This is a genomic window from Reyranella sp., from assembly GCF_036558665.1.
Taxonomy (GTDB): Bacteria; Pseudomonadota; Alphaproteobacteria; order Reyranellales; family Reyranellaceae; genus Reyranella.
Window position 1 is genome coordinate 85,145 of the sequence record NZ_DATBFE010000063.1, and the last position, 19,590, is coordinate 104,734.

17 protein-coding genes are annotated in these 19,590 nt (G+C 66.7%); 16 read left to right on the top strand and 1 reads right to left on the bottom strand.

Going from position 1 to position 19,590, the window contains the following annotated elements:
• The first annotated feature begins 1 nt into the window (after position 1).
• The 9 genes from VH499_RS09330 (at position 2) to VH499_RS09370 (ending at position 8,923) form a co-directional block, all read left to right on the top strand.
• Entirely contained in the window at positions 2–1,294 is a 1,293-nt protein-coding gene (locus tag VH499_RS09330) for a dihydrolipoamide acetyltransferase family protein (protein WP_332052440.1), read from the top strand.
• A gap of 1 nt (position 1,295) precedes the next feature.
• Entirely contained in the window at positions 1,296–2,702 is a 1,407-nt protein-coding gene (gene lpdA, locus VH499_RS09335; protein WP_332052441.1) for a dihydrolipoyl dehydrogenase, read from the top strand.
• Positions 2,703–2,735: 33 nt separating this feature from the next.
• Positions 2,736–3,503: a metallophosphoesterase gene (locus VH499_RS09340; RefSeq protein ID WP_332052442.1), complete on the top strand. Its 768-nt coding sequence runs from the start codon at positions 2,736–2,738 to the stop codon at positions 3,501–3,503.
• 359 nt (positions 3,504–3,862) lie between these two features.
• Entirely contained in the window at positions 3,863–4,945 is a 1,083-nt protein-coding gene (locus VH499_RS09345) for a caspase family protein (protein ID WP_332052443.1), read from the top strand.
• 9 nt (positions 4,946–4,954) lie between these two features.
• Complete coding sequence (locus VH499_RS09350; RefSeq protein WP_332052444.1) at positions 4,955–5,830, top strand: c-type heme family protein; 876 nt, start codon at positions 4,955–4,957, stop codon at positions 5,828–5,830.
• Positions 5,831–5,855: 25 nt separating this feature from the next.
• Entirely contained in the window at positions 5,856–7,262 is a 1,407-nt protein-coding gene (locus VH499_RS09355; protein ID WP_332052445.1) for a serine/threonine-protein kinase, read from the top strand.
• Positions 7,263–7,524: 262 nt separating this feature from the next.
• The gene (locus tag VH499_RS09360) at positions 7,525–7,794 is read left to right on the top strand and encodes a hypothetical protein (RefSeq protein ID WP_332052446.1); all 270 of its coding nucleotides are present in this window, start codon (positions 7,525–7,527) and stop codon (positions 7,792–7,794) included.
• Between the two features lie 113 nt (positions 7,795–7,907).
• The gene (locus tag VH499_RS09365; protein ID WP_332052447.1) at positions 7,908–8,612 is read left to right on the top strand and encodes a hypothetical protein; all 705 of its coding nucleotides are present in this window, start codon (positions 7,908–7,910) and stop codon (positions 8,610–8,612) included.
• 5 nt (positions 8,613–8,617) lie between these two features.
• Positions 8,618–8,923, top strand: coding sequence for a hypothetical protein (locus VH499_RS09370; RefSeq protein ID WP_332052448.1), 306 nt, complete (start codon positions 8,618–8,620; stop codon positions 8,921–8,923).
• Between the two features lie 25 nt (positions 8,924–8,948).
• Here the strand turns inward: VH499_RS09370 and VH499_RS09375 are convergent, their stop codons facing one another.
• Positions 8,949–9,674: a glucosaminidase domain-containing protein gene (locus VH499_RS09375; protein WP_332052449.1), complete on the bottom strand. Its 726-nt coding sequence runs from the start codon at positions 9,672–9,674 to the stop codon at positions 8,949–8,951.
• A 392-nt stretch (positions 9,675–10,066) separates the two neighbouring features.
• Between VH499_RS09375 and tagH the strand changes: the two genes are divergently transcribed.
• From tagH to VH499_RS09410, 7 genes are all read left to right on the top strand, one after another.
• The gene (tagH, locus tag VH499_RS09380; protein ID WP_332052472.1) at positions 10,067–11,371 is read left to right on the top strand and encodes a type VI secretion system-associated FHA domain protein TagH; all 1,305 of its coding nucleotides are present in this window, start codon (positions 10,067–10,069) and stop codon (positions 11,369–11,371) included.
• Entirely contained in the window at positions 11,368–11,820 is a 453-nt protein-coding gene (tssJ, locus tag VH499_RS09385; RefSeq protein ID WP_332052450.1) for a type VI secretion system lipoprotein TssJ, read from the top strand. Before tagH ends, tssJ begins: the two co-directional genes overlap by 4 nt.
• Positions 11,817–13,145, top strand: coding sequence for a type VI secretion system baseplate subunit TssK (gene tssK / locus VH499_RS09390; protein WP_332052451.1), 1,329 nt, complete (start codon positions 11,817–11,819; stop codon positions 13,143–13,145). Before tssJ ends, tssK begins: the two co-directional genes overlap by 4 nt.
• 172 nt (positions 13,146–13,317) lie before the next feature.
• Positions 13,318–14,544 carry a type VI secretion system protein TssL, long form gene (gene tssL, locus VH499_RS09395; RefSeq protein ID WP_332052452.1) on the top strand — a complete coding sequence of 409 codons (1,227 nt, stop codon included), beginning with the start codon at positions 13,318–13,320 and terminating at the stop codon, positions 14,542–14,544.
• A gap of 2 nt (positions 14,545–14,546) precedes the next feature.
• Positions 14,547–18,095, top strand: a complete 3,549-nt coding sequence (gene tssM, locus VH499_RS09400; protein ID WP_332052453.1) for a type VI secretion system membrane subunit TssM — start codon at positions 14,547–14,549, stop codon at positions 18,093–18,095.
• A 7-nt stretch (positions 18,096–18,102) separates the two neighbouring features.
• On the top strand, positions 18,103–18,744 hold the full coding sequence (gene tagF / locus VH499_RS09405) for a type VI secretion system-associated protein TagF (RefSeq protein WP_332052454.1): 642 nt from the start codon (positions 18,103–18,105) through the stop codon (positions 18,742–18,744).
• Positions 18,744–19,583 (top strand): PP2C family protein-serine/threonine phosphatase, encoded by an 840-nt coding sequence (locus tag VH499_RS09410; protein WP_332052455.1) that lies wholly within the window; start codon positions 18,744–18,746, stop codon positions 19,581–19,583. Before tagF ends, VH499_RS09410 begins: the two co-directional genes overlap by 1 nt.
• Positions 19,584–19,590 lie beyond the last annotated feature (7 nt).

A 19,590-nucleotide genomic window follows, 5' to 3' on the forward strand; every position in this document is an offset into this window, starting at 1 on the left:
GATGGGGATTCGCATCGTCAAGCTTCCCGATGTCGGCGAGGGCGTTGCCGAGGCTGAACTCGTCGAATGGCATGTCGCGATCGGCCAGTCGGTGCTGGAGGATCAGCTCCTCGCTGCGGTGATGACCGACAAGGCCACGGTGGAGATCCCGTCGCCGGTCGCCGGCACTGTGCTGGCGTTGGGCGCGGAGGTAGGCGGCGTTCTGGCAGTCGGCGCCGAGCTGGTCCGTCTGGAGGTTGCGGGCGAAGGCGACAAGGAGGTTGCAGCCGCGCCGCGCGAAGCGGCCAGGCCCGAGCCTGCGCCATCTGCGGCCGCCATGCCGTCGCCCGCGCCAGCAAAGTCGCCCGCTCTCGAGCGCGCCCACGTTCCCGAGCCGCCGCGTCCGACAACGCAAGGGTCGTTGGGGCCGCCGCGGGCGCCAGGCGAGAAACCGATTGCGTCGCCTGCCGTGCGGCGGCGGGCGCGCGATGCCGGCGTGGATCTTCGCCAGGTGCGCGGCAGCGGGCCGGCCGGGCGGATCGGGCACGAGGATCTCGACGCCTTCCTGCGCGGCGGTGCACCGGCCGCGACCATCAGCGCGCGCGTGCCCAAGACGGACGTCGACACCGTCAAGGTGATCGGCCTGCGCCGGCGCATCGCCCAGAAGATGGCGGACTCCAAGCGCCGGGCGGCGCATTTCGCCTATGTCGAGGAGGTCGACGTCACTGCGCTCGAGGATTTGCGCACCGCCTTGAATGCGGAAAGCCGTCAGGATCGCCCGCGGCTCACCTTGATGCCGTTCCTCATGCAGGCGCTGGTCAGGGCGGTGGCGGATTTTCCCGAGATGAACGCGCTCTATGACGACGAGGCCGAGACCATCGAGCGGCACGGCGGCGTCCATATCGGCATCGCGACGCAGACGCCGTCGGGCTTGATGGTTCCGGTGGTCCGTCACTGCGAAACACGTGGGCTGTGGGACATGGCCGCCGAGGTGCGGCGTCTCGCCGAAGCAGCGCGGGAAGGGCGCGCGACGCGTGCCGAGCTGACGGGCTCGACCATCACCATCACGAGCCTGGGACCGCTCGGCGGCATCGTCACCACGCCGGTGATCAACCGACCGGAAGTGGCGATTGTCGGCGTCAACAAGGAGGCCGTGCGGCCGGTGTGGCAAGGCAGCCAGTTCGTGCCGCGGACCATGATGAACCTGTCGTCGTCCTTCGACCATCGGGTCATCGACGGCTATGTCGCGGCCCGCTTCATCCAGCGCATCAAAGGCCTCGTCGAAGCACCGGCGACGCTTTTCATAGAGGAGTGAGATGGCCGATATCGCTGCAAAGGTGCTGGTCGTAGGGGGCGGTCCCGGCGGCTATGTCTGCGCAATTCGCGCCGGCCAGCTCGGTCTCGACGTCGTGCTGGTGGAGCAGGGAGGCCTGAACGGCGGGCTGGGCGGCACCTGCCTGAACGTCGGCTGCATCCCCTCGAAGGCCATGATCCACGCCGCAGACGCCTTCCATCACGCGGTGAGGCAGGCGGCCTCGGCGCCGTTCGGCTTGCGGGTCGAGCGCCCGACGATCGACCTCGCGCGCACGATCGAGTGGAAGGACGGGATTGTCGGACGTCTGACGAGCGGCGTCGGCACGCTCTTGAAGCGGCACCGGGTCAAGATCGTGCACGGCCACGCCGGCATGCTGGACGGCAAGACCTGCCGGGTCGAGACCGACACCGGCCCCCAAGTCATCAGAGCCGAGCATGTCGTCCTGGCAACGGGTTCGGAGGCGGCGCCACTGGCCGCATTGCCGTTCGGCGGCAAGGTCATTTCATCGACGGAGGCCTTGTCGCTGCACACGGTTCCCGAACGCCTCGCCGTGATCGGTGCCGGATATATCGGACTCGAGCTCGGGACCGCATTCGCGAAGCTCGGGGCAAAAGTCACCGTGATCGAAGCCGCGGACCGCATCTTGCCTGTCTACGATGCAGAGCTCGCGCGACCGGTCGCACGACGTCTGCAGGCGCTGCGTGTCGACGTTCTGACTCGGGCCAAGGCCGTCGGACTGGCTGATGAAGGCGGAGCGGTCCAGGTCGACCAGGAGGGCGCGCCGAAATGCACCGTTGCGGCCGATCGGATCCTTGTCGCGACCGGCAGGCGCGCCCGGCTGGCGGGCTTTGGGCTCGAGCGCCTCGACCTCACCATGAACGGCCCGTTCGTCCACGTCGACGAGCGTTGCGCGACATCGATGCGCAACGTGTGGGCGGTCGGTGATCTCACGGGAGAGCCGATGCTCGCCCACCGCGCGATGGCCCAGGGCGTCGTGGTCGCCGAGGTGATCGCGGGCCATCGCCGTGTCTTCGATGGCGCGGTGATTCCGGCCGTGTGCTTCACCGATCCGGAGGTCGTCACCGTGGGCCTGTCCCCCGACGAGGCGCGCCGGGCCGGCCGCGAGGTGCATGTCGGCACCTTCCCGTTCCAGGCCAATGGGCGCGCCCTGACCCTGGGGGCGGAAGAGGGATTCGTGCGGGTGACGGCACGCGCCGACAACCATCTGGTGCTCGGTGTGGCCGCGGTCGGTGCCGGCGTGTCCGAACTCGCCGGCGCCTTCGCGCTGGCGCTCGAGATGGGCGCGACGCTGGAAGACATCGGCGGTACGATCCACGCCCATCCGACACTGGGCGAGGCATTCCACGAGGCCGCATTGCGCGGATTGGGAGAAGCCCTCCATGTCTAGGCAGGCGGCTCTCCCATCGCGCCGGATCTTGCCATGAAGATCGCTCTCGTCTCGGACCTTCACCTGTCCGTCGCGCCGCTGCCGTTCCCGCACGTTGCCGCGGACGTATTGGTGATTGCAGGCGATGTCGCGCGCCCGCGGCGCGCGATGGAATGGGCGAAGGCGACGCGCGTCCCGACCATCTATGTCGCGGGCAATCACGAGTTCTACAAGAACGACCTCGCCACGACTTACGCAGAGCTGCGGCAACACGCCGTGGGCACTCCCATCCGCGTGCTGGAACGATCGGAGTGGGTGTACCGCGGCGTCCGCTTCCTGGGATGCACGCTCTGGTCCGACTACCGGCTCTTTCCCTCGGAGGAGGCCAGGGCGCGCGGCCTCGCCGACGCCACGAAGTTTCTCTACGACTTCTCCATCATAAAGGTCGCACCGGACTTCGACCAAACCTTCAGTCCGGCCGTCTGCCGGCTCCTGTTCGAGCAGTCGGTCGCCTGGCTCGAGGAGTGCTTCGAGCGGGCGCATGACGGGCCGACGGTCGTCGTCACGCACTTTGCCCCGACGCCTCGAAGCATCGCAGCGCGCTTCAAGGAGTCCTCGATCAACGCTTCGTTCGTCTCGGACCTCACCGACCGTATCTTGCGCTGGCAGCCCGCACTCTGGCTTCACGGCCACACCCACGACAGCTTCGACTATGCAGTCGGCCGCACGCGAGTCATCTGCAACGCCCGCGGCTATGCGAAAGACGACATCAACGAGAACGCCGTTTTCGATCCTGCATTCACGATAGATCTGGCGCGCTAGATTCAACACCTGACGTCCGCGGCGCGGATGCGGGAGTTCGCACAAGAGCGAGGTCGAGAGGCGGACTGACGCGTGTGGGCGGCCGGCGGTTGGATTCGGACCTGCCATGTCAGCGCGCGCGCAACCGCCGCGGGACTGCGAAACCGACGAAACACATCAAATGGGGACGCCCGGAAGCAAAGCCGTGTAGTACTCCGTTCGCTCGCCTGACCGCGCCGACAGGCGTTTTCTGTTGGCGCGGGCCGGCAAGCATGATGGAGTAGCCATCGACGTGACCCAATCTGGGGACGGTGGGTTGCCTTGACGCCTGGAATCGAACCGATCGGTGGAACTTCGCACTTGCGGCCGTGCGGGGTCCGATGATGCGCGCGCTCCTGATCGGCATCCTGATCGGCGCCGCCATTGCCGGCGGAGGCATGCAAGCGACGGGCGCCGAGCCGCCTCGCATCGCCCTCGTCATTGCCAATGGTCAGTACGCGAGCATGCCGCAGCTGGCGATGTGCCGGCCCTCCGCGGCGGTCGTGCGCGACGCTCTGCAAAGCAAAGGGTTCGAGGTGATCGAACGGAACGACCTGGGGCGCGGCGAATTCGACAGCGCCATCGGCAGTCTGGCACGCCGCGCCGCCGCTTCACCCTCGGCCCTGGTCGTTCTGTACTATTGCGGATATGCCCTGGAGTTCAACGGGCGGTCGTTCCTGTTGCCCGTCTCGGCCAGCCTTGCGCGCGACTACGACGTGCTCACGCAAGGGATCATCTCGAAGAGCCTGTTGGACAGCCTGGCGCGCGCCAAGGAGAGCGGGGGCTTCGTCCTGCTGGACGTGTCGCGCGCGCCAAATGCTCCGGGAGCGGGTCTGGCGCGCCTCGTCGACCATGCAACCCCTTCGACCTACGCCGTGATCGGTGTCAGCAACGATGTCACGCCCGGCGGGCCTACCGCGGCATCATGGGCGTTGCGCGATCAGGTTGCCGAGATCGAGCCCAACCTCGAGAAGTTCGCCAAAGGCATGCGCGGCCAGCTTTCCAAGAATGTATCCGTAACGGCGCAATTCCTTCCCGCGGTCGCCCGCCCGTCACCGCCACCACCACCGCCATCGCCACCGCCCGCTGCCGCTTCGGCAGCACCCGCCACGCCTGCCGCAGAGGCCCCCGCCGCCCCAGCGGCGCCGTCGCCGCCACCTCAACCGGCAGTCGCTGCCCCTTCGTCCGCGCCGCCGCCGCCGCCTCGCCAGGTCATGGCCGACGAGGAGCAGATGTCCGAGCAGGACCGCCGCCTGGTCCAGGTGAAGCTGGCGACGCTGGGATACTACGTCGGCCGCATCGACGCGAACTTCGGCCCCGAAACGCGGGCGGCCATCCGCCGCTACCAGTTCGAGATCAAGGCCGAGATGACCGGGCGCCTGACGGCTGAACAGGCGACGAAGCTGGTGAACAGCGTACGGTAGGAGAAGGACATGGGCCTCCGGACCAAGTTCAACCTGGTGATGATCACAGCCTTCCTGATCGGGTTGGCCGCCGCGACGTTTCTTGCGCGCGAGATCACGACCGAGGAAGCCAAGCGCCAGATGCTGAGCGAGGCGACGCTCCTCATGCGAAGCGGAACCGCCGTCCGCAGCTACACCCAGAACGAGATCAGGCCGCTGATCCTGGACCAGCTGTCGGTGCGCTTCCTGCCGCATTCCGTCCCGTCCTGGTCGGCGCAGACCGTGCTCCATCTGGTGCACAAGGACTTTCCCGACTACTCCTACAAGGAGGCGGCACTCAACCCGACCAATCCTTCCGACCGGGCGACGACCTGGGAAGCCGACATCATCAACGAGTTCAAGCGCAACGGCGACCTCAACGAGTTCGTCGCCACCCGCGACACGCCCACCGGACAGTTCCTGACCTTCGCCCGTCCGTTCCGACTGACCGATCGCGCATGCCTTGCCTGCCACTCCACGCCAGCGGCCGCGCCTGCGACCATGGTCGACCTCTATGGCAACAGCAACGGCTTCGGCTGGGTGCTGAACGACGTGATCGGAGCCCAGATCGTCTCCGTTCCGATGAGCGTTGCGCTCGCTCGCGCAAACAAGTCGTTGCTGGCCTTCGTGGCGGCGCTGAGTGCGGTGTTTGTCGGCATGCTGATCATCCTGAACGTGCTGATGCACTTCTTCATCCTGCGGCCGATGCAGGAAATCACCACGCTGGCGCGTGACGTGAGCGCGGGCAAACCCGACGTTCCGGAGTACAAGGTGAAGGGACGCGACGAGATCGCGTCGCTGGGACGTTCGTTCAACCTGATGCATCGCAGCTTGCAGAATGCGATCAGGATGCTGGAGGGCGTCTGATGGCTTTGCCCACCGGGAGGTAATCGTGGCGGAGCCGCTTCCGGCCACCATCGGCCGCTATGTCGTCGAGAATCTGGTCGGCATCGGGGGCATGGGCCAGATCTTCAAGGCGCACGATCCCGAAATCCGCAGATCGGTCGCCATCAAGCTGATCTCGACCAGGTTGATGAGCGGTGCCGACTCCGAGGAATACATCAGGCGCTTCCGGCGCGAGGCACAGGCCGCCGCCCGCTGCGCACATCCCAATATCGTCGCCATCTACGACTTCGCCCTGCACGAGGGACAGCCCTTCATGGCCATGGAGTTCGTCTATGGCGTGAGCCTGCGACAGGCGCTCGACGCCGCGCCGGTGATGGCGGTTCCGGATGCCATCGGCATCATCCTGCAGGTGCTGGACGCGCTCGCGAGCGCCCACGATCTCGGCGTGATCCACCAGGATATCAAGCCGGCCAATATCATGCTGACGCCCGAGATGAGGGTGAAGGTGGCCGATTTCGGCATCTCTCGCTTCGTGAACGCGGAAGTCACGAGCATCTCCTCGTCGATGGGTACGCCGAACTACATGTCGCCCGAGCAGTGCCATGGCGAATCGGTGGACGGCCGCTCGGATATCTTCTCGGCCGGCGCGACCCTGTTCGAGATGGTGGCGGGCGTGCGCGCGTTCCCCGGTCACAATCTGGCGGACGTCACCCACCGCATCCGGTTCGAGCGACTGCCGTTGCTGCCGGCTCCCATTCGCGCGGCGGCGCCCAGACTGCAGCTCGTGCTCGAGCGTGCCATGGAGAAGCAGCCGGAGGATCGCTTCCACACCGGCAAGGAGATGGCCGAGGCCCTGCGCCAGGTGCTTGGGGGTTTCGGCGATCAGAAAGAGGAGAAGACCCGCATCTCGTCGGTCGGCTCGCCGGTCGTGAGCTCGATGACGATCCCACCCGATCTTCAGAATGCCATGCGCTCGGACACGGGGTCCGGCCAGCTGCCGTCAGGGTCGCAGATCGATCCGGAAACGCTGCGGGCGCTGGAAGAAAAGCTCGTGGGCTATGTCGGCCCGATTGCCCGCGTCCTCGTACGCACGACGGCCGGTCGCAGCCGGTCCGTAAGCGACCTTTGCTCGCAGCTCGCGCTGTCGGTCACCGACCAGGCGGAGCGCGAGCGCTTCCGTCGTGAGGTGGACTCCCTGATCCGGGGGCGACCGTCCGCGCCGTCCGGCCCCCCGTCGCGAGGCGATCGCAGCGGCCCCCGCGATCGCCTGTCCGAGGACGAGCTGGACCGGGTGCAGGCGGCGCTCATCCAGTATGTCGGCCCGATTGCCCGCGTCCTGGTGCGACGCGCGACGGCGGACGCAACTTCGGTCGAGGCCCTTTGGCTCAGTCTTTCCAATCACATCGAGTCGCCGGCCGAGCGATCTGCATTCCTGAGACAGCGGCCAAAGTAATTGAAGCTGCAGGGCGACCACTGCGGCAACCGAGTCCAAGCTCGGCATTGACATCCTCGTGGCGCGCGTCCGACTGTTCCCGGGGGCGTCCCGGACCAGGGCCGGCCGTCGTGCCCAACATCAGACGGAGCTTGCGACGTGGCGCAGACCGGATTCCTCGCAGTTCGCTCATGATATGGTCCAGCACGATCGGGTGGCAGCGACGGGATCGCGTGGCAATCGAAGGCGGCACGGCGGATGCTGCGCACCGCATGAGCGGCCCATGAAGCGCATTCTTCTGTCGGTCGTGGCCGCCGCAATCGCAGTGCCGACTGCGGCATGGGCAGAGGGCGACGACAAAGCCTACTGCGCGCAGCTCACAGATCTCTATCGCAAATACGTTCAGAATTCACCCGGACGCGGTCTGGACCTCGACGCGGCGAGGGCGCTCGAAGATTGCAGCAAGGGCAATGCCGCAGCAGCCATTCCCGTGCTGGAGAGGAAACTGCGCGAAAACCGGATATCGGTGCCGGGCGGCGAGTTCAAGCCGTAGCGGGCGAAGGTTGCGATCCTTAGCTTCCCGATCCTCGCGACGATGCGGCGCCAGATGATCGGGATCGAGCTGCGCGGTTCGCGGGCCTTGCAACTTCAGGTACGGAGATGGGGATGTCGACGCTCTGGGAAGACAGCATCAGGAACCGCAAGAACAAGCAGCTTACCATTTTCATAGCGCCCACACTCAGCAAGCCGTGGCGCAGGGCGTTCGACGAGGCACTGAAGACGTTCAACCAGTTGTCGACTACCAACAAGCTCGGCGTAACGATGGCCGCGCCGTCGGATGCGAAGCAGCCGGACCCCGATGGTGAGGGCGGAGCCGACGTGCAGTTCGACATGGGAAAGGGTGACATTACCTTCACCGCGCTCGGTCAGGACTTTGCGATCAAGAGCTTTTCCGGCACGGCCATGCATGGCAAAACCGAACTCATTCGACGGCAGACCGGGAGTCAATCCGACCGGATCGGCAAGGCCTTCGTGTTCGTGCCTGAAACTCCCATGATCACCGCGCAAATGCGAATTGGCCGGGACAAATTCAAGGACGTGCAGCGGGAGGTGGGCCCGGCGATCAAGCATTTCATCGCAGCACACGAGCTCATTCACGTTTGCGGGTTGCACAATGCCGACCACACGAGATACGGACCGGACGCAGACTTGTTCATTGAACAACCGCAACCCTTCTCAGGTGCGTTCGACAAGCCCGACGAGGACAGGTTCGTGCTCCACATACCGGGGCACTCGAAGCCCAACGTCGTCTCGCCGCCGATCTTCTTGAAGAAGGCGACCGTGGACAAGATCAGGGACAACTGGAAATAGGCATCATGTCGATCCGGTCGGCGGTCAGTGCTGGCGCATTTCGCATTCCGCTCGTCGCCAGCATGCTCCTTGCGGCGTTCACGTTCGCGCCTGCCAGGGCCGATGCCCAAAGCGACGACAAGGCCTACTGCGCCGAGCTCGTCGATCTCTATGGCCGCTACATCCAGAACTCACCGGGCCACCGCTTCGACGTCGAGGCGCTGGCGGCGATCGACCAATGCCGGAGCGGCAACGTCGAGGCAGGCATCCCGGTATTGGAAAGGAAGTTGCGCCAGGGCCAGATCTCGCTGCCCGGCAACTTCAGGCCATAGTCGCGAGGTTCACGACACTACGCCGTCAACCCCCGCCCGCCGGGCCTGAATCGTACTCTTTCAGGTGATAGTTCTCCATGACCCATCTCAGCGTCGTGCCATATTGCGGATCGGTGGCATAGACGCCGGTAAGCGCGTCGGCAAAGCGATCCGGATCCCTGACCAGCTCCATGGCTGCGCGATAAGGCGCCGCGGTGGACAGCAGCTTGCCGTGCAGCTCGAAGGCCTCCGCGAGGCTATCGAAGCGCCGGAATCGGGCCGTCGTGATCACCACCTTGCCGTCGATCACCTCGCGGGTCGCGCTCTCGACCGCAGGCTGCGTCTCCAGCGCCTTGATGCCAAAGGGGTTGTTGCTGTCGGGCGGCATCGCCGAGCCCCACGCGCTCTCGACGATCCATTGCGCCAGGGTAATGGAAGCCGGCACCGCCCACCGACGCTGCGAGGCCTTGGCGGCCTCGATCACGTCCGGCGGAACGATTCCGACATGGCCGAACGGGGTCGCAGGGGCGGGTTCCCGGTTCACCAGAGGACGGGCGGCCAACGCGTAGTAGGTGGGGCTACCGGGGGCCACGTTCCCGGTCGGCGGATTCATGCCCATCATCACCGCTTGGAACGCCTTGATCGCCAGGATCGTGCCGGGATCGGCGATGCCGGTGACAGGGACATCCGTGTGAGGCCTGGGCAACCTCTTGTTCAGGAGCGACTGGATGACGAACACGTCGCCCGGACCGTTTACGGCGTCCTGTCCCACAGAAGTGAAGATGGGCGGCGCGACACTGCCTACCTCGTCCGTGCTCAGGATGGTGGAGGAAGGAGCAAGGCACATCGCGACAGATTCTTTCGACCGTCGAGTGACTTTCCAGAAGGATGGCCGGCGCCATTCGGGCCGTCAACTTTGGCGGCCAAGTGGCGACGTGGCTTTTGAATACGACCTGCGATAGTATGGTCGTAGCTTCGAGTGGAACCAGAGAATAGCGGCGCAACCGGCAACAAAGTCAAATGCGATTGCTCTGCGGAGGGTTCCCCGACTAGAATCTTCGCGATCGGGGGCTATCGCTCGGAGGGCGACATTTTGGGGGATGGTCCTGCGCTGCGGTTCGTCTTCCATCAGCAGTGAGCCTTCATGTGACCCTGAAGCTCGTAATGATCCGCTGTCCCGACAACGTGGCGCCGCAGAGACGCGAGGTCCGCGGCGGGGAGCTTTCCATAGGGCGCGGCCAGGACAACGACTGGATCATTCCGGACCCCGAGCGCCATCTGTCGAAAAGGCACTGCCGGCTGACATATGGCCTGGGCGACTGGGAACTGCACGATCTCAGCACCAACGGCACGTTCCTCAACCAGGCCAGCGAGCCCGTTGGCCGCGGCACAGCCCAGAAGCTGCGCAACGGCGACCGGATCAAGTTCGGCCTGTACGAGATCGAAGTCACAATCGATGACGAGGGAGAGGGCGCGGCGTTCGACGATGGCCGTGTGCCGGCGGGCGGCCGCAGCGAAGTTGCCATGCGCGACGCCGATCTTCGTTCGTACAGCGACGGCGGGTTGCCTGGCACCGGCTCGATGTCGGACGACTCCAACTCGCCGATCCTGCCGGCCGACTTCGACCCCCTGGCGGCCAATCAGGAACCTTTTCGAGGGCCAACCCAACCGGATCATGCGCACGCCCTCGAAAGCGCGTTCCGTCCGCCTCCAGCTCCGGCTGCCATCATTCCGGATGACTGGGATGTCGATCTGCCGGGCACGTCACGTCCTCGGGTTGCCCAATCACCACCGCCACTGCCGCCATCGCAACCGCAGGAGCATGCTGCCCCTCCACAACCGAGGCAGGAGCATTTGCCGGTCGCACAGGCAGGATTCGAGGCAGGACTGGCCGCGGCCTTTCTGCGCGGCGTGGGGCTCAAGGATGCGGCGCTGACGGAGCCGGAGAAGACGCTCGAGCGGATCGGGGCGGCCATGCGGGCGACCGTCAATGGACTTCGACAAACATTGATGGCGCGCGCCAGCGTCAAGGATGTCTTTCGTATCGAGCAGACGATGATTCGCGCCAGCGGCAACAACCCGCTGAAGTTTTCGCTCGACGACGACGATGCCTTGGCGACCCTTCTCGGAACCGGCAGGCGCGGCGGGATGGCCCCCGAGGAGGCAATCGCCGAAGCCTTCGACGACCTGCGGATGCACGAGCTGGCGACCGTTTCGGCGATGCAGGAGGCTGTCCGCGTCCTTCTCGCCCAATTTGAACCGGACTCCGTCGAGCGCAAGGCGGCGAGCAACGCCCTGCAAATTCATCCTGCGCAAAGAAAGGCAAGGGCGTGGGATGCTTTCGTGCAGCTGCACAAGTCGGTAACCCAGGCCCTTTCGGACGATTTCGACAGCGTGTTCGGAAAGGCTTTTGCCCGCGCCTACGAGCAGGCGATCGACAAGCTCGGCGGGGACAGGAAGGGGTCATGATCGGCCGTCGTCTGCTGCTGGCAGCGCCGGCTCTGGCGCTGGTCACGGGCTGCGGCCCGCCCGCCCCGCCCGCAGTGGACCTGACCGTGAAGGCGAGCCCCGACCTGAACCGCAGCGAGGCTGGAACGCCGCTGTCCGTGGCCGTGCGGCTTTACTCACTCAACGAAAGGGGCCGGTTCGCGTCGGCCGATGCCTACGCCCTGATGGACCATGAGCGGGCGGTACTCGGACCGGATGGCGCGCGTTCGGAGGAAATCGTGCTGCGCCCCGGCGAGACCCGCAAGCTCGTGCTGGCGCCCAAACCCGGCTCCCGCTATCTCGGCGTCGCCGTGCTGTTTCACGATATCGACCGCGCGCAGTGGCGGGCCGTCGCCCCGATCGCTGCGAGCGGATCAACCCGCCTTGTGCTCGCCATTGGCAGCAACAGGGCCGAACTGGAAGCAGCATGACCTGGTCCAATCGCGTCGTCTGGCTGGAAGGAATGTTCCTGCGTGCACAGCACTTCCAGCAGCAGGATCGCTGGCTCGAGGCGCTGGTGCGCGACCGCACTGCCTCCCTGCGGCCGCATGGCTGGGGCCTCACCGAGGCGGCGATCAACCGCAACCTCCTTGGCGTCGGCCAGTTTGCCTTGGCGAGCGCCAGTGGCGTGTTCGAGGACGGCACGCCTTTCACCTTGCCCGGGGAGACCGACCAGCCGGTGCCGCTGGATCTGCCCGAGACGACACGCAACGCCATTGTCTATCTGGTGCTGCCGACGCGGCAGGCCGGCTCGGTGGAGGTTTCGGCCAACGGCTCCGCCGAAGGTCGGTACGATCAACGCGGCTTCGAGGCCTACGATACGCATTCGGGTTCGCCGCAACCCGCCGAGGTGCAGGTCGGAAGGCTGCGGCTGCGCTACATGCTCGAGAGCGAAAACCGGGCCGGCTATCACGGCATCGGTCTCGCCCGCGTCATCGAGGTCGGGGCGGACCGCCGGGTGGTCCTCGACGATCAGTGGGTGCCGCCGGTCCTCACCTGCGCGGCGGCGGCACCGTTGGCCGGCCTGATCGCCGAACTCACAGGCATGCTCAACCAGCGTGGCGAAGTGCTGGCGGCGCGGCTGACTGCGCCCGGCTCGCGCGGCGTGGCGGACGTCTCCGACTTCCTGCTGCTGCAATCGGTCAACCGGGCGCAGAAGCTGCTGGCCCATTGGGCCAGCGACGCCAACGTCCATCCGGTCGATCTCTACGCCGCCCTCGTCCAGATGGCCGGCGATTTCGCGACATTCACCGAGGCGACCCGGCGTCCGTCGGAGTACCCGCCGTATCGGCACACCGACCTGCAGCGCAGCTTCGCGCCGGTCGTCGCCGATCTGCGCCGCTCACTTTCCGCGGTGATCGAGCAGACCGCCATCCAGATCCCGCTGCAGAAGCGTGCCTATGGGGTACAGGTCGGTCCTATCGTCGATCGAGGGATCCTGCGTTCGTCGAGCTTCGTCCTGGCCGTGCAGGCCGAAGTGCCGACGGAAACGTTGCGGCGGCTGTTTCCGTCGCAGGTGAAGATCGGCGCCGTGGAGCATATCCGCGAACTGGTGAACGTCGCCTTGCCTGGAATCGCCGTGCGGCCGCTGCCGGTGGCCCCGCGACAACTTCCGTTCTATGCTGGCGCCACCTATTTCGAACTGGACCGCAATTCGGCACACTGGAAGGAACTGCAGTCCTCGGGCGGGTTCGCAGTGCATGTCTCCGGCGATTTCCCAAATCTCAATATCGAGCTTTGGGCGATCCGCGGCTGACGACAGCGGGGCGAATATGAGCGACAATCCCTTCGCCGAACCTGACGACGACAATCGAACAGTCATTCGCCCCAATCCCGGAAGGCGGCGGGCGCAGCCGGCAGGCACCTCCGACAGTGGCGGCAGTGGACAGCCGGCGCGGCAAGACGCGCCACCACCGCGATCCGTCGCGATGGCCGAGGGAACGGAGAACATCTCCATCGGCGGCGACGCACTCGCAGCCGCCGCTGCGCCGCTCCTCCAGCTCATGGCCCGGCTGCGCAACACGGCAAGTCCGCCGGATTCGGGCGACTTGCGCGAGCGTACCGTCAGGCAGATCAAGATCTTCGAACGCCAATCGCGCGACAACGGCGTCCCGCTGGAGCAGCTTCGACCTGCACATTATGCCTTGTGCGCCAGCCTCGACGACGTCGTGCTCAACACGCCGTGGGGCAGCAGCGGAACCTGGAGCGAGCGGTCCCTCGTCTCGACCTTTCATCAGGAAGTGCGCAGCGGCGAGCGTTTCTTCGACGTCCTGAAGCAGATGTGCGACAACCCCGGCCGGTTCCTGCCGGTCGTCAAGTTGATGTATCTGTGCATGTCGCTCGGCTTTATCGGCCAGTACCGGCTCTCCCGCCGTGGCGTCGGCGACATCAACCGAATTCGCGAGGAGACCTATGCCGTCATCGCCCGCCAGCAGCAGGCGGCGGCCGATCCGGAGCTCGCGCCGCATACCAGGGGCGTCGACGCTCCCTACCGGCCGGCGCGAATCCGCGTGCCGCTGTGGGTTGCCGCCAGCGCCGGCCTCGGGATCGTCGCGGCGCTCTTCGTCTGGTTCTCGATGGGCCTCAATGCGGCGTCCGACGAGGTCTACGCGCGCTTGCAGGCCGCGGCGCCCGCGCACATGCCGACGATCACGCGCGCGCCCATCGTCGAGCCGCAGCAGGCGCCGACGCCGCCACCACCGCCGCCCGAGCCGACGGTGCTGGACCGGCTGCGCAAGTTCCTGCAACCGGAAATCGAGCAGGGTCTCGTCGAGGTAACCGGCACTGTCGGCCAGCCGCTGGTCCGGATCACCGGCCGCGGCATGTTTGCTTCGGGCAGCGCCACGGTCGAGCCCGGCTTCAAGCCGCTGCTGGACCGTATCGGGCTGGCTCTGAAGGAGGAGCGCGGAACGGTACGGGTGATCGGCTATACCGACGATCAACCGATCCGGACCATCGCCTTCCCGTCGAATTTCCAACTCTCGGCGGCGCGGGCGCTGGCGGCCGGCAAGATCATGGCCGCCAACATCGGCGATGCCTCCCGGCTCAGCGCCGAGGGCAGGGCGGACGCCGACCCGATCGCCTCGAACTCCACGCCGGAGGGCCGCGAACGCAACAGGCGCATCGAAGTCGTGCTCAATCGGCAAGGCGACTAGCCATGCGCCAGGCATTGCGATTCCTGACCTCCCGTTGGGCGCTGACTTTCGTCGGCGTCGCCATCCTGGTGCTGGTGCTGTGGTTGTTCGGGCCGCTTGTCGGATTCCTCGAGGGGTGGATGCCGCGTCTGGCCATCGTGGTCGGTCTGCTGCTGGTCTGGGTGGCGTCGAACCTGCTGCTCGACTGGCATCGCCGGCGCCGCGAACAAAGGCTGGAAAGCGGTGTCGCCGAGCAGACGCCGGCGAGCGCCGAGAGCGGCGCCGGCGAAGAAGCAGCGGCACTCAGGGAACGGATGGCCACGGCGCTGACGCTTCTCAAGCGGGCACGCGGTACGCGCGGCTATCTCTACGAGCAGCCGTGGTACGCCATTATCGGGCCGCCGGGAGCGGGCAAGACGACGGCCTTGCTGAACAGCGGGCTGAAGTTCCCACTCGCCGCGGAGATGGGCCAGGGGGCGGTAGCAGGCGTCGGTGGCACCAGACTGTGCGACTGGTGGTTCACCGACAATGCCGTGCTGATCGACACTGCTGGCCGCTATACCACCCAGGACTCCAACACGGTCGTCGATCGAGCGGGCTGGGAGGCCTTCCTCGATCTCTTGCGCAAGACGCGGCCGCGCCAGCCGCTGAACGGCGTGATCGTCGCGATCGCGCTCAGCGACGTCGCCGTCGCCCGGGCAGACGAACGCGTCGCTCATGCCCGCGCCGTCCGTCGACGGATCAAGGAACTCGAGGAGCGGCTTGGCATTCGCATGCCTGTCTACGCGCTGTTCACCAAGGCGGATCTGATCTCGGGCTTCACCGAATTCTTCGATGATCTCGACCGCGAGCGGCGCAACCAGGTCTGGGGCGTTACCTTCCCGCTCGCCAAATCCCAGGCGGGTCCGGTGGCCGAGTATCCGGGCGAACTGCAACTGCTCGTCGATCGCCTCAATGATCGCCTGTTCGACCGTCTGCAGGCCGAGCAGAGTCCCGATCGCCGCGCCCTGATAGCCGGCTTTCCGACGCAGATGGGCACCCTGGCGCAACCCCTTCAGGCCTTCCTCGCGGAAGCCTTTGGCGGCTCCCGGCTCGACCCGGCGCCTTTGCTGCGCGGCGTTTATTTCACCTCCGGCACCCAGGAGGGCACTCCGATCGACCGGTTGACCGGGGCCATGGCGCGCGCCTTCGGGCTCGATCAGCGTCGCGCGGCGAGCCTGCGCCCGCAGCATGGGCGCAGCTATTTCCTCGGACAGCTCGTCTCCCGGGTGATCATGGGCGAGGCCATGTTGGTGAGCGAGCCACCCGCGGCACGGGTGCGGCGAGTCGCCGTGCGTGCCGCCTCGTTTGCCGCTGTCGCTTTGGCGACGCTTGGCGTCGGGGCCTGGCTTGTCGCCGGCCGGTCGGCCGGCGAACGCGAGATCGACGGCATGTCATCGGCGTTGGCCGCCTACGAGGCGATCGCCAAGGAAACGAAATTCGATCCGGTCAATGATTCGGATCTGCCTCGCCTGCTGCCGTTGCTGGATGCCGCCCGCAATCTCCAGAAGGTCGCCGGCAGCGGCGGCGGCATCCTGTCGGGCTTCGATCTCTCGCAGGCGGCCAAGTTGCGGGCCGGCGCGACCGCGGTCTACCGGCATGCCTTGGGCTACGCCCTGCTGCCGCGGCTGGTCTGGCGGCTGGAAGCTCAGATGCGCGGCAACTTCACCCACGCCGACTTCCTCTACGAAGCGACCCGCGTATACCTGATGCTGGGCGGGCAGGGGCCGCTCGACCGGTCCCTGGTCAAGGAATGGATGACCTACGACTGGCAGGCTGCCTACTCCAACGCATTCAATGCGACGGTGCTGACCGGCCTGGAAAGCCATCTCGATGCGCTCCTGGCGCAGCCATTGCCCCCGGTGAAGCTGGACGACGCGCTCGTCGCCCAGGCGCGCACGACGTTCAGCCGGGTTCCGTTGGCAGCCCGCGTCTATTCCCGCATCAAGCCTTCCGCCGCGGCCCAGGCCCTCCCGGCGTGGAAGCCGAGCGATGTTCTCGGACCGGCAGGACTGCGCGTCTTCGTGCGGGCATCAGGGCGGAAGATGACCGACGGCATACCGGGCTTCCTGACCGTCGATGGCTTCCACAAGGTCCTGCTGCCTGCCTTGCCGCTGGCGACGCGCGAGGTCTCGGCGGAAAGCTGGGTGATTGGACGCGCAGCGGCGGTGAGCCTGAACGACACCCAGCAAAGGGATCTCGCCAATGCCGTGGTCGCGCTCTACATGGCGGACTATGCCAAGGCGTGGGACGGCCTGCTGCAGGACCTCGATGTCGTGCCGTTGCGCAGTCTCCCGCAGGCCGCCCAGGATCTTTACATCCTGGCCTCGCCGCAATCGCCCATGAAGGAGCTGCTCACTGCAGTCGCGCGTCAGCTCACCCTGTCGGAGCCGCCGAAGGCTGCTCCTGCTGCGGCGGCGGCAGCCGAGGCGGTGGCCAAGGGGCAGGCGGCCGCGGCCGCCAAGACGACGAGCACGCCTGCCCTGATTTCCTCGCTGTTCGGCGGCCAGCCGGGCGCCGCGCCGGCATTGCCGCCTGGCCACGAGATCGACGAACGCTACAAGCAATTGCGCGAGCTGGTCGTGCCGAGCGGCGGCGCCCCGATCGACCAGGTGTTGAAGCTGCTCAACGACCTGCAGCAGCAGATGGCGAAGATGGCGGCGACGCCCGTGGGCAGCGCCCCGCTTGCCGCCGCCTCGCCTGGCAACGACCCGTCGCTCGCGCTCCGGGCCGAGGCGCAGCGCCAGCCCCAACCGCTTGCCCGCTGGCTGCTGGCCATGGCCGAATCGAGTACGGCCCTGCGCGGGGGAGGGGCGCGTCAGCAGGTGGTCGCGGCGTACAACGGCGCCGGCGGGCCGGCGGCGCTGTGTCCGCTCGCAGTGAACGGACGCTTCCCGTTCGTGCCCGGCAGTTCGCTCGAGACACCGCTGGACGATTTTGCCAAGCTGTTTGCGCCGGGCGGCCTGATCGATGGCTTCTTCAACACCCAGCTTCGGCCCTACGTCGACACCACCGGGACCACCTGGAAACCGCGATCCGTCGAGGGTGTGCCGGCCCCGGTCTCGCCGGCAGACATTGCCCAGTTCCAGCGTGCCTCTGTCATCCGCGACCTGTTCTTTGCGCCGGGTTCCACGACGATCGCCGTGCGCTTCGACATCATGCCGGTCGACCTCGATCCGGGTGCGTCCCAAGTCAGCCTCGACTTCGACGGCACATCGGTCACCTACGCCCACGGTCCGTCGCGAGCGACCCAGATCACCTGGCCGGGGCCCAACCACATCCAGAATGTACGGCTCGTGTTCGACCCGCCGCCTGCGGGCGGGACCGGCGTATTGTCGGAGACCGGTCCGTGGGCGATGTTCCGCCTTTTCGCGCGCGGAACACTCCGTCCCGCCGGCTCGCCCGAGCGCTATACGTTGTCCTTCGCGCTCGGCAATCGCACGGCGACATTCGAACTCCGCGCCGCCTCGGTCCTCAATCCCTTCGCGCCGGGCGTCTTGCAGGACTTCCGCTGCCCATCGGTGCGCGACTAGGCGGACCATGCCAGCGCTTCCCCCCGACGCGACCGTTGGCCTGTTCGGCAAGCTGCCGGCGCGCGGCGACTTCGTGCGCGAAAATCTGCCGCGTGATTTCACCGACAGCTGGGATGCATGGTGGCAGCGCGGTCTGGCCGACGCACAGCGCCTGCATCCCGAGGAGTGGCGCGCCGCGTGGCTGGAAGCTCCGGTCTGGTGCTTCTTGCTGCCCCCCGGACTGTGCGGCAAAAATGGCGTGCTCGGACTCTGGATGCCAAGCGTGGACAAGGCCGGACGCTATTCTCCCTTGACGATCGCCGCCCTGACAGCCGGCGATTGGGCGCCGCTTGGAGGGGCGATGACATCGTTCCTGGCATCCGCGGAGCAAGCCGGCCGCGATGCGCTGGAACAGGATCTCTCGCCGGCCGAGCTGCAGCAGCGCATTCGCGACAGCTTCATTGCCGAAGATGCGCCGACGCCAGGACCGGACTTCGTGCGGGGCCGGGCTGCGTGGTGGACCGAAGGTGGTCCGCGAGTCGCTGCGCGTCTGGAGGGCGGAAGCGCGCTGCCCGAGGGAAGCGCTTTCGCCGCCCTGATCGACGACGGCTGGACCGTCGCCGATCTCGCGCCCTCGTCGTCGATCGCTCCGGCGCGGGATGCCTTGTGATGGCCGACCAGGGGATCGATCAGGACCTCGCGCGTTCCGGCAGCTATCGCTCCTGTGCGGCAACGCATGCCGGCACGGCGAACAGGCTCAACGAGGACGCCTACGTCAACCGGCCCGACCTCGGCCTTTGGGCGGTTGCCGACGGCGCCGGCGGCCACGAGGCCGGTGAAGTCGCGTCGGCCGAAGTCACTCGCCTGCTGCAGACGATCGACGGCGACCTTTCCGCCGGCGAGATGCTTGTGGGGGTACGATCGCGTCTCGAGGCCGCACATGTGCGCCTGCACACGGAGGCGGCGCGACATGGGACCGGCGCCTTGGTCGCCACGACGGTGGTCGTCGTATTGGCACGCGACGACCATTTCGCCTGCCTGTGGGCCGGAGATTCCCGTGCCTACCTGTTACGCGGCCATGCTCTCACGATGATCACGCGCGATCACAGCCTGGTCCAGGCGCTGGTCGAGAACGGCACGATCAGTGAAGCGGAAGCCGTCAACCATCCGCAAGCCAACGTCATTACCCGCGCGGTCGGCGCCGATAGCGACGTGCTCGAGTTGGACAAGCGAACCGGGCAACTGATGGCCGGCGATCGGCTGCTGCTCTGCAGCGACGGCCTGAGCAAGACACTTCCCGACGAGCGGCTGGCAGAATTGCTATCCGGCGATCACGACACCGGCGCCGAGCGCCTCATCATGGCCGCTCTGGCAGCCGGGGCGACTGACAACGTCACGGTCGTGACGATCGAGTTCGGCGCGGGCCACGGATCGGCCGCAGTGGCGAAAGGTGCTGCCACTGCTGCGTCGGCGGCATCGGAGGTGGAAGCCGAGCCAGGGTTGGCGTGACGGGCTC

Bases quoted from the DNA above. Each gene is read 5' to 3' on its own strand.
- VH499_RS09330 (WP_332052440.1), top strand. From the start codon at position 2: ATGGGGATTCGCATCGTCAAGCTTCCCGATGTCGGCGAGGGCGTTGCC.
- lpdA (WP_332052441.1), top strand. From the start codon at position 1,296: ATGGCCGATATCGCTGCAAAGGTGCTGGTCGTAGGGGGCGGTCCCGGC.
- VH499_RS09340 (WP_332052442.1), top strand. From the start codon at position 2,736: ATGAAGATCGCTCTCGTCTCGGACCTTCACCTGTCCGTCGCGCCGCTG.
- VH499_RS09345 (WP_332052443.1), top strand. From the start codon at position 3,863: ATGATGCGCGCGCTCCTGATCGGCATCCTGATCGGCGCCGCCATTGCC.
- VH499_RS09350 (WP_332052444.1), top strand. From the start codon at position 4,955: ATGGGCCTCCGGACCAAGTTCAACCTGGTGATGATCACAGCCTTCCTG.
- VH499_RS09360 (WP_332052446.1), top strand. From the start codon at position 7,525: ATGAAGCGCATTCTTCTGTCGGTCGTGGCCGCCGCAATCGCAGTGCCG.
- VH499_RS09365 (WP_332052447.1), top strand. From the start codon at position 7,908: ATGTCGACGCTCTGGGAAGACAGCATCAGGAACCGCAAGAACAAGCAG.
- VH499_RS09370 (WP_332052448.1), top strand. From the start codon at position 8,618: ATGTCGATCCGGTCGGCGGTCAGTGCTGGCGCATTTCGCATTCCGCTC.
- tagH (WP_332052472.1), top strand. From the start codon at position 10,067: ATGATCCGCTGTCCCGACAACGTGGCGCCGCAGAGACGCGAGGTCCGC.
- tssJ (WP_332052450.1), top strand. From the start codon at position 11,368: ATGATCGGCCGTCGTCTGCTGCTGGCAGCGCCGGCTCTGGCGCTGGTC.
- tssK (WP_332052451.1), top strand. From the start codon at position 11,817: ATGACCTGGTCCAATCGCGTCGTCTGGCTGGAAGGAATGTTCCTGCGT.
- tssL (WP_332052452.1), top strand. From the start codon at position 13,318: ATGGCCGAGGGAACGGAGAACATCTCCATCGGCGGCGACGCACTCGCA.
- tssM (WP_332052453.1), top strand. From the start codon at position 14,547: ATGCGCCAGGCATTGCGATTCCTGACCTCCCGTTGGGCGCTGACTTTC.
- tagF (WP_332052454.1), top strand. From the start codon at position 18,103: ATGCCAGCGCTTCCCCCCGACGCGACCGTTGGCCTGTTCGGCAAGCTG.
- VH499_RS09410 (WP_332052455.1), top strand. From the start codon at position 18,744: ATGGCCGACCAGGGGATCGATCAGGACCTCGCGCGTTCCGGCAGCTAT.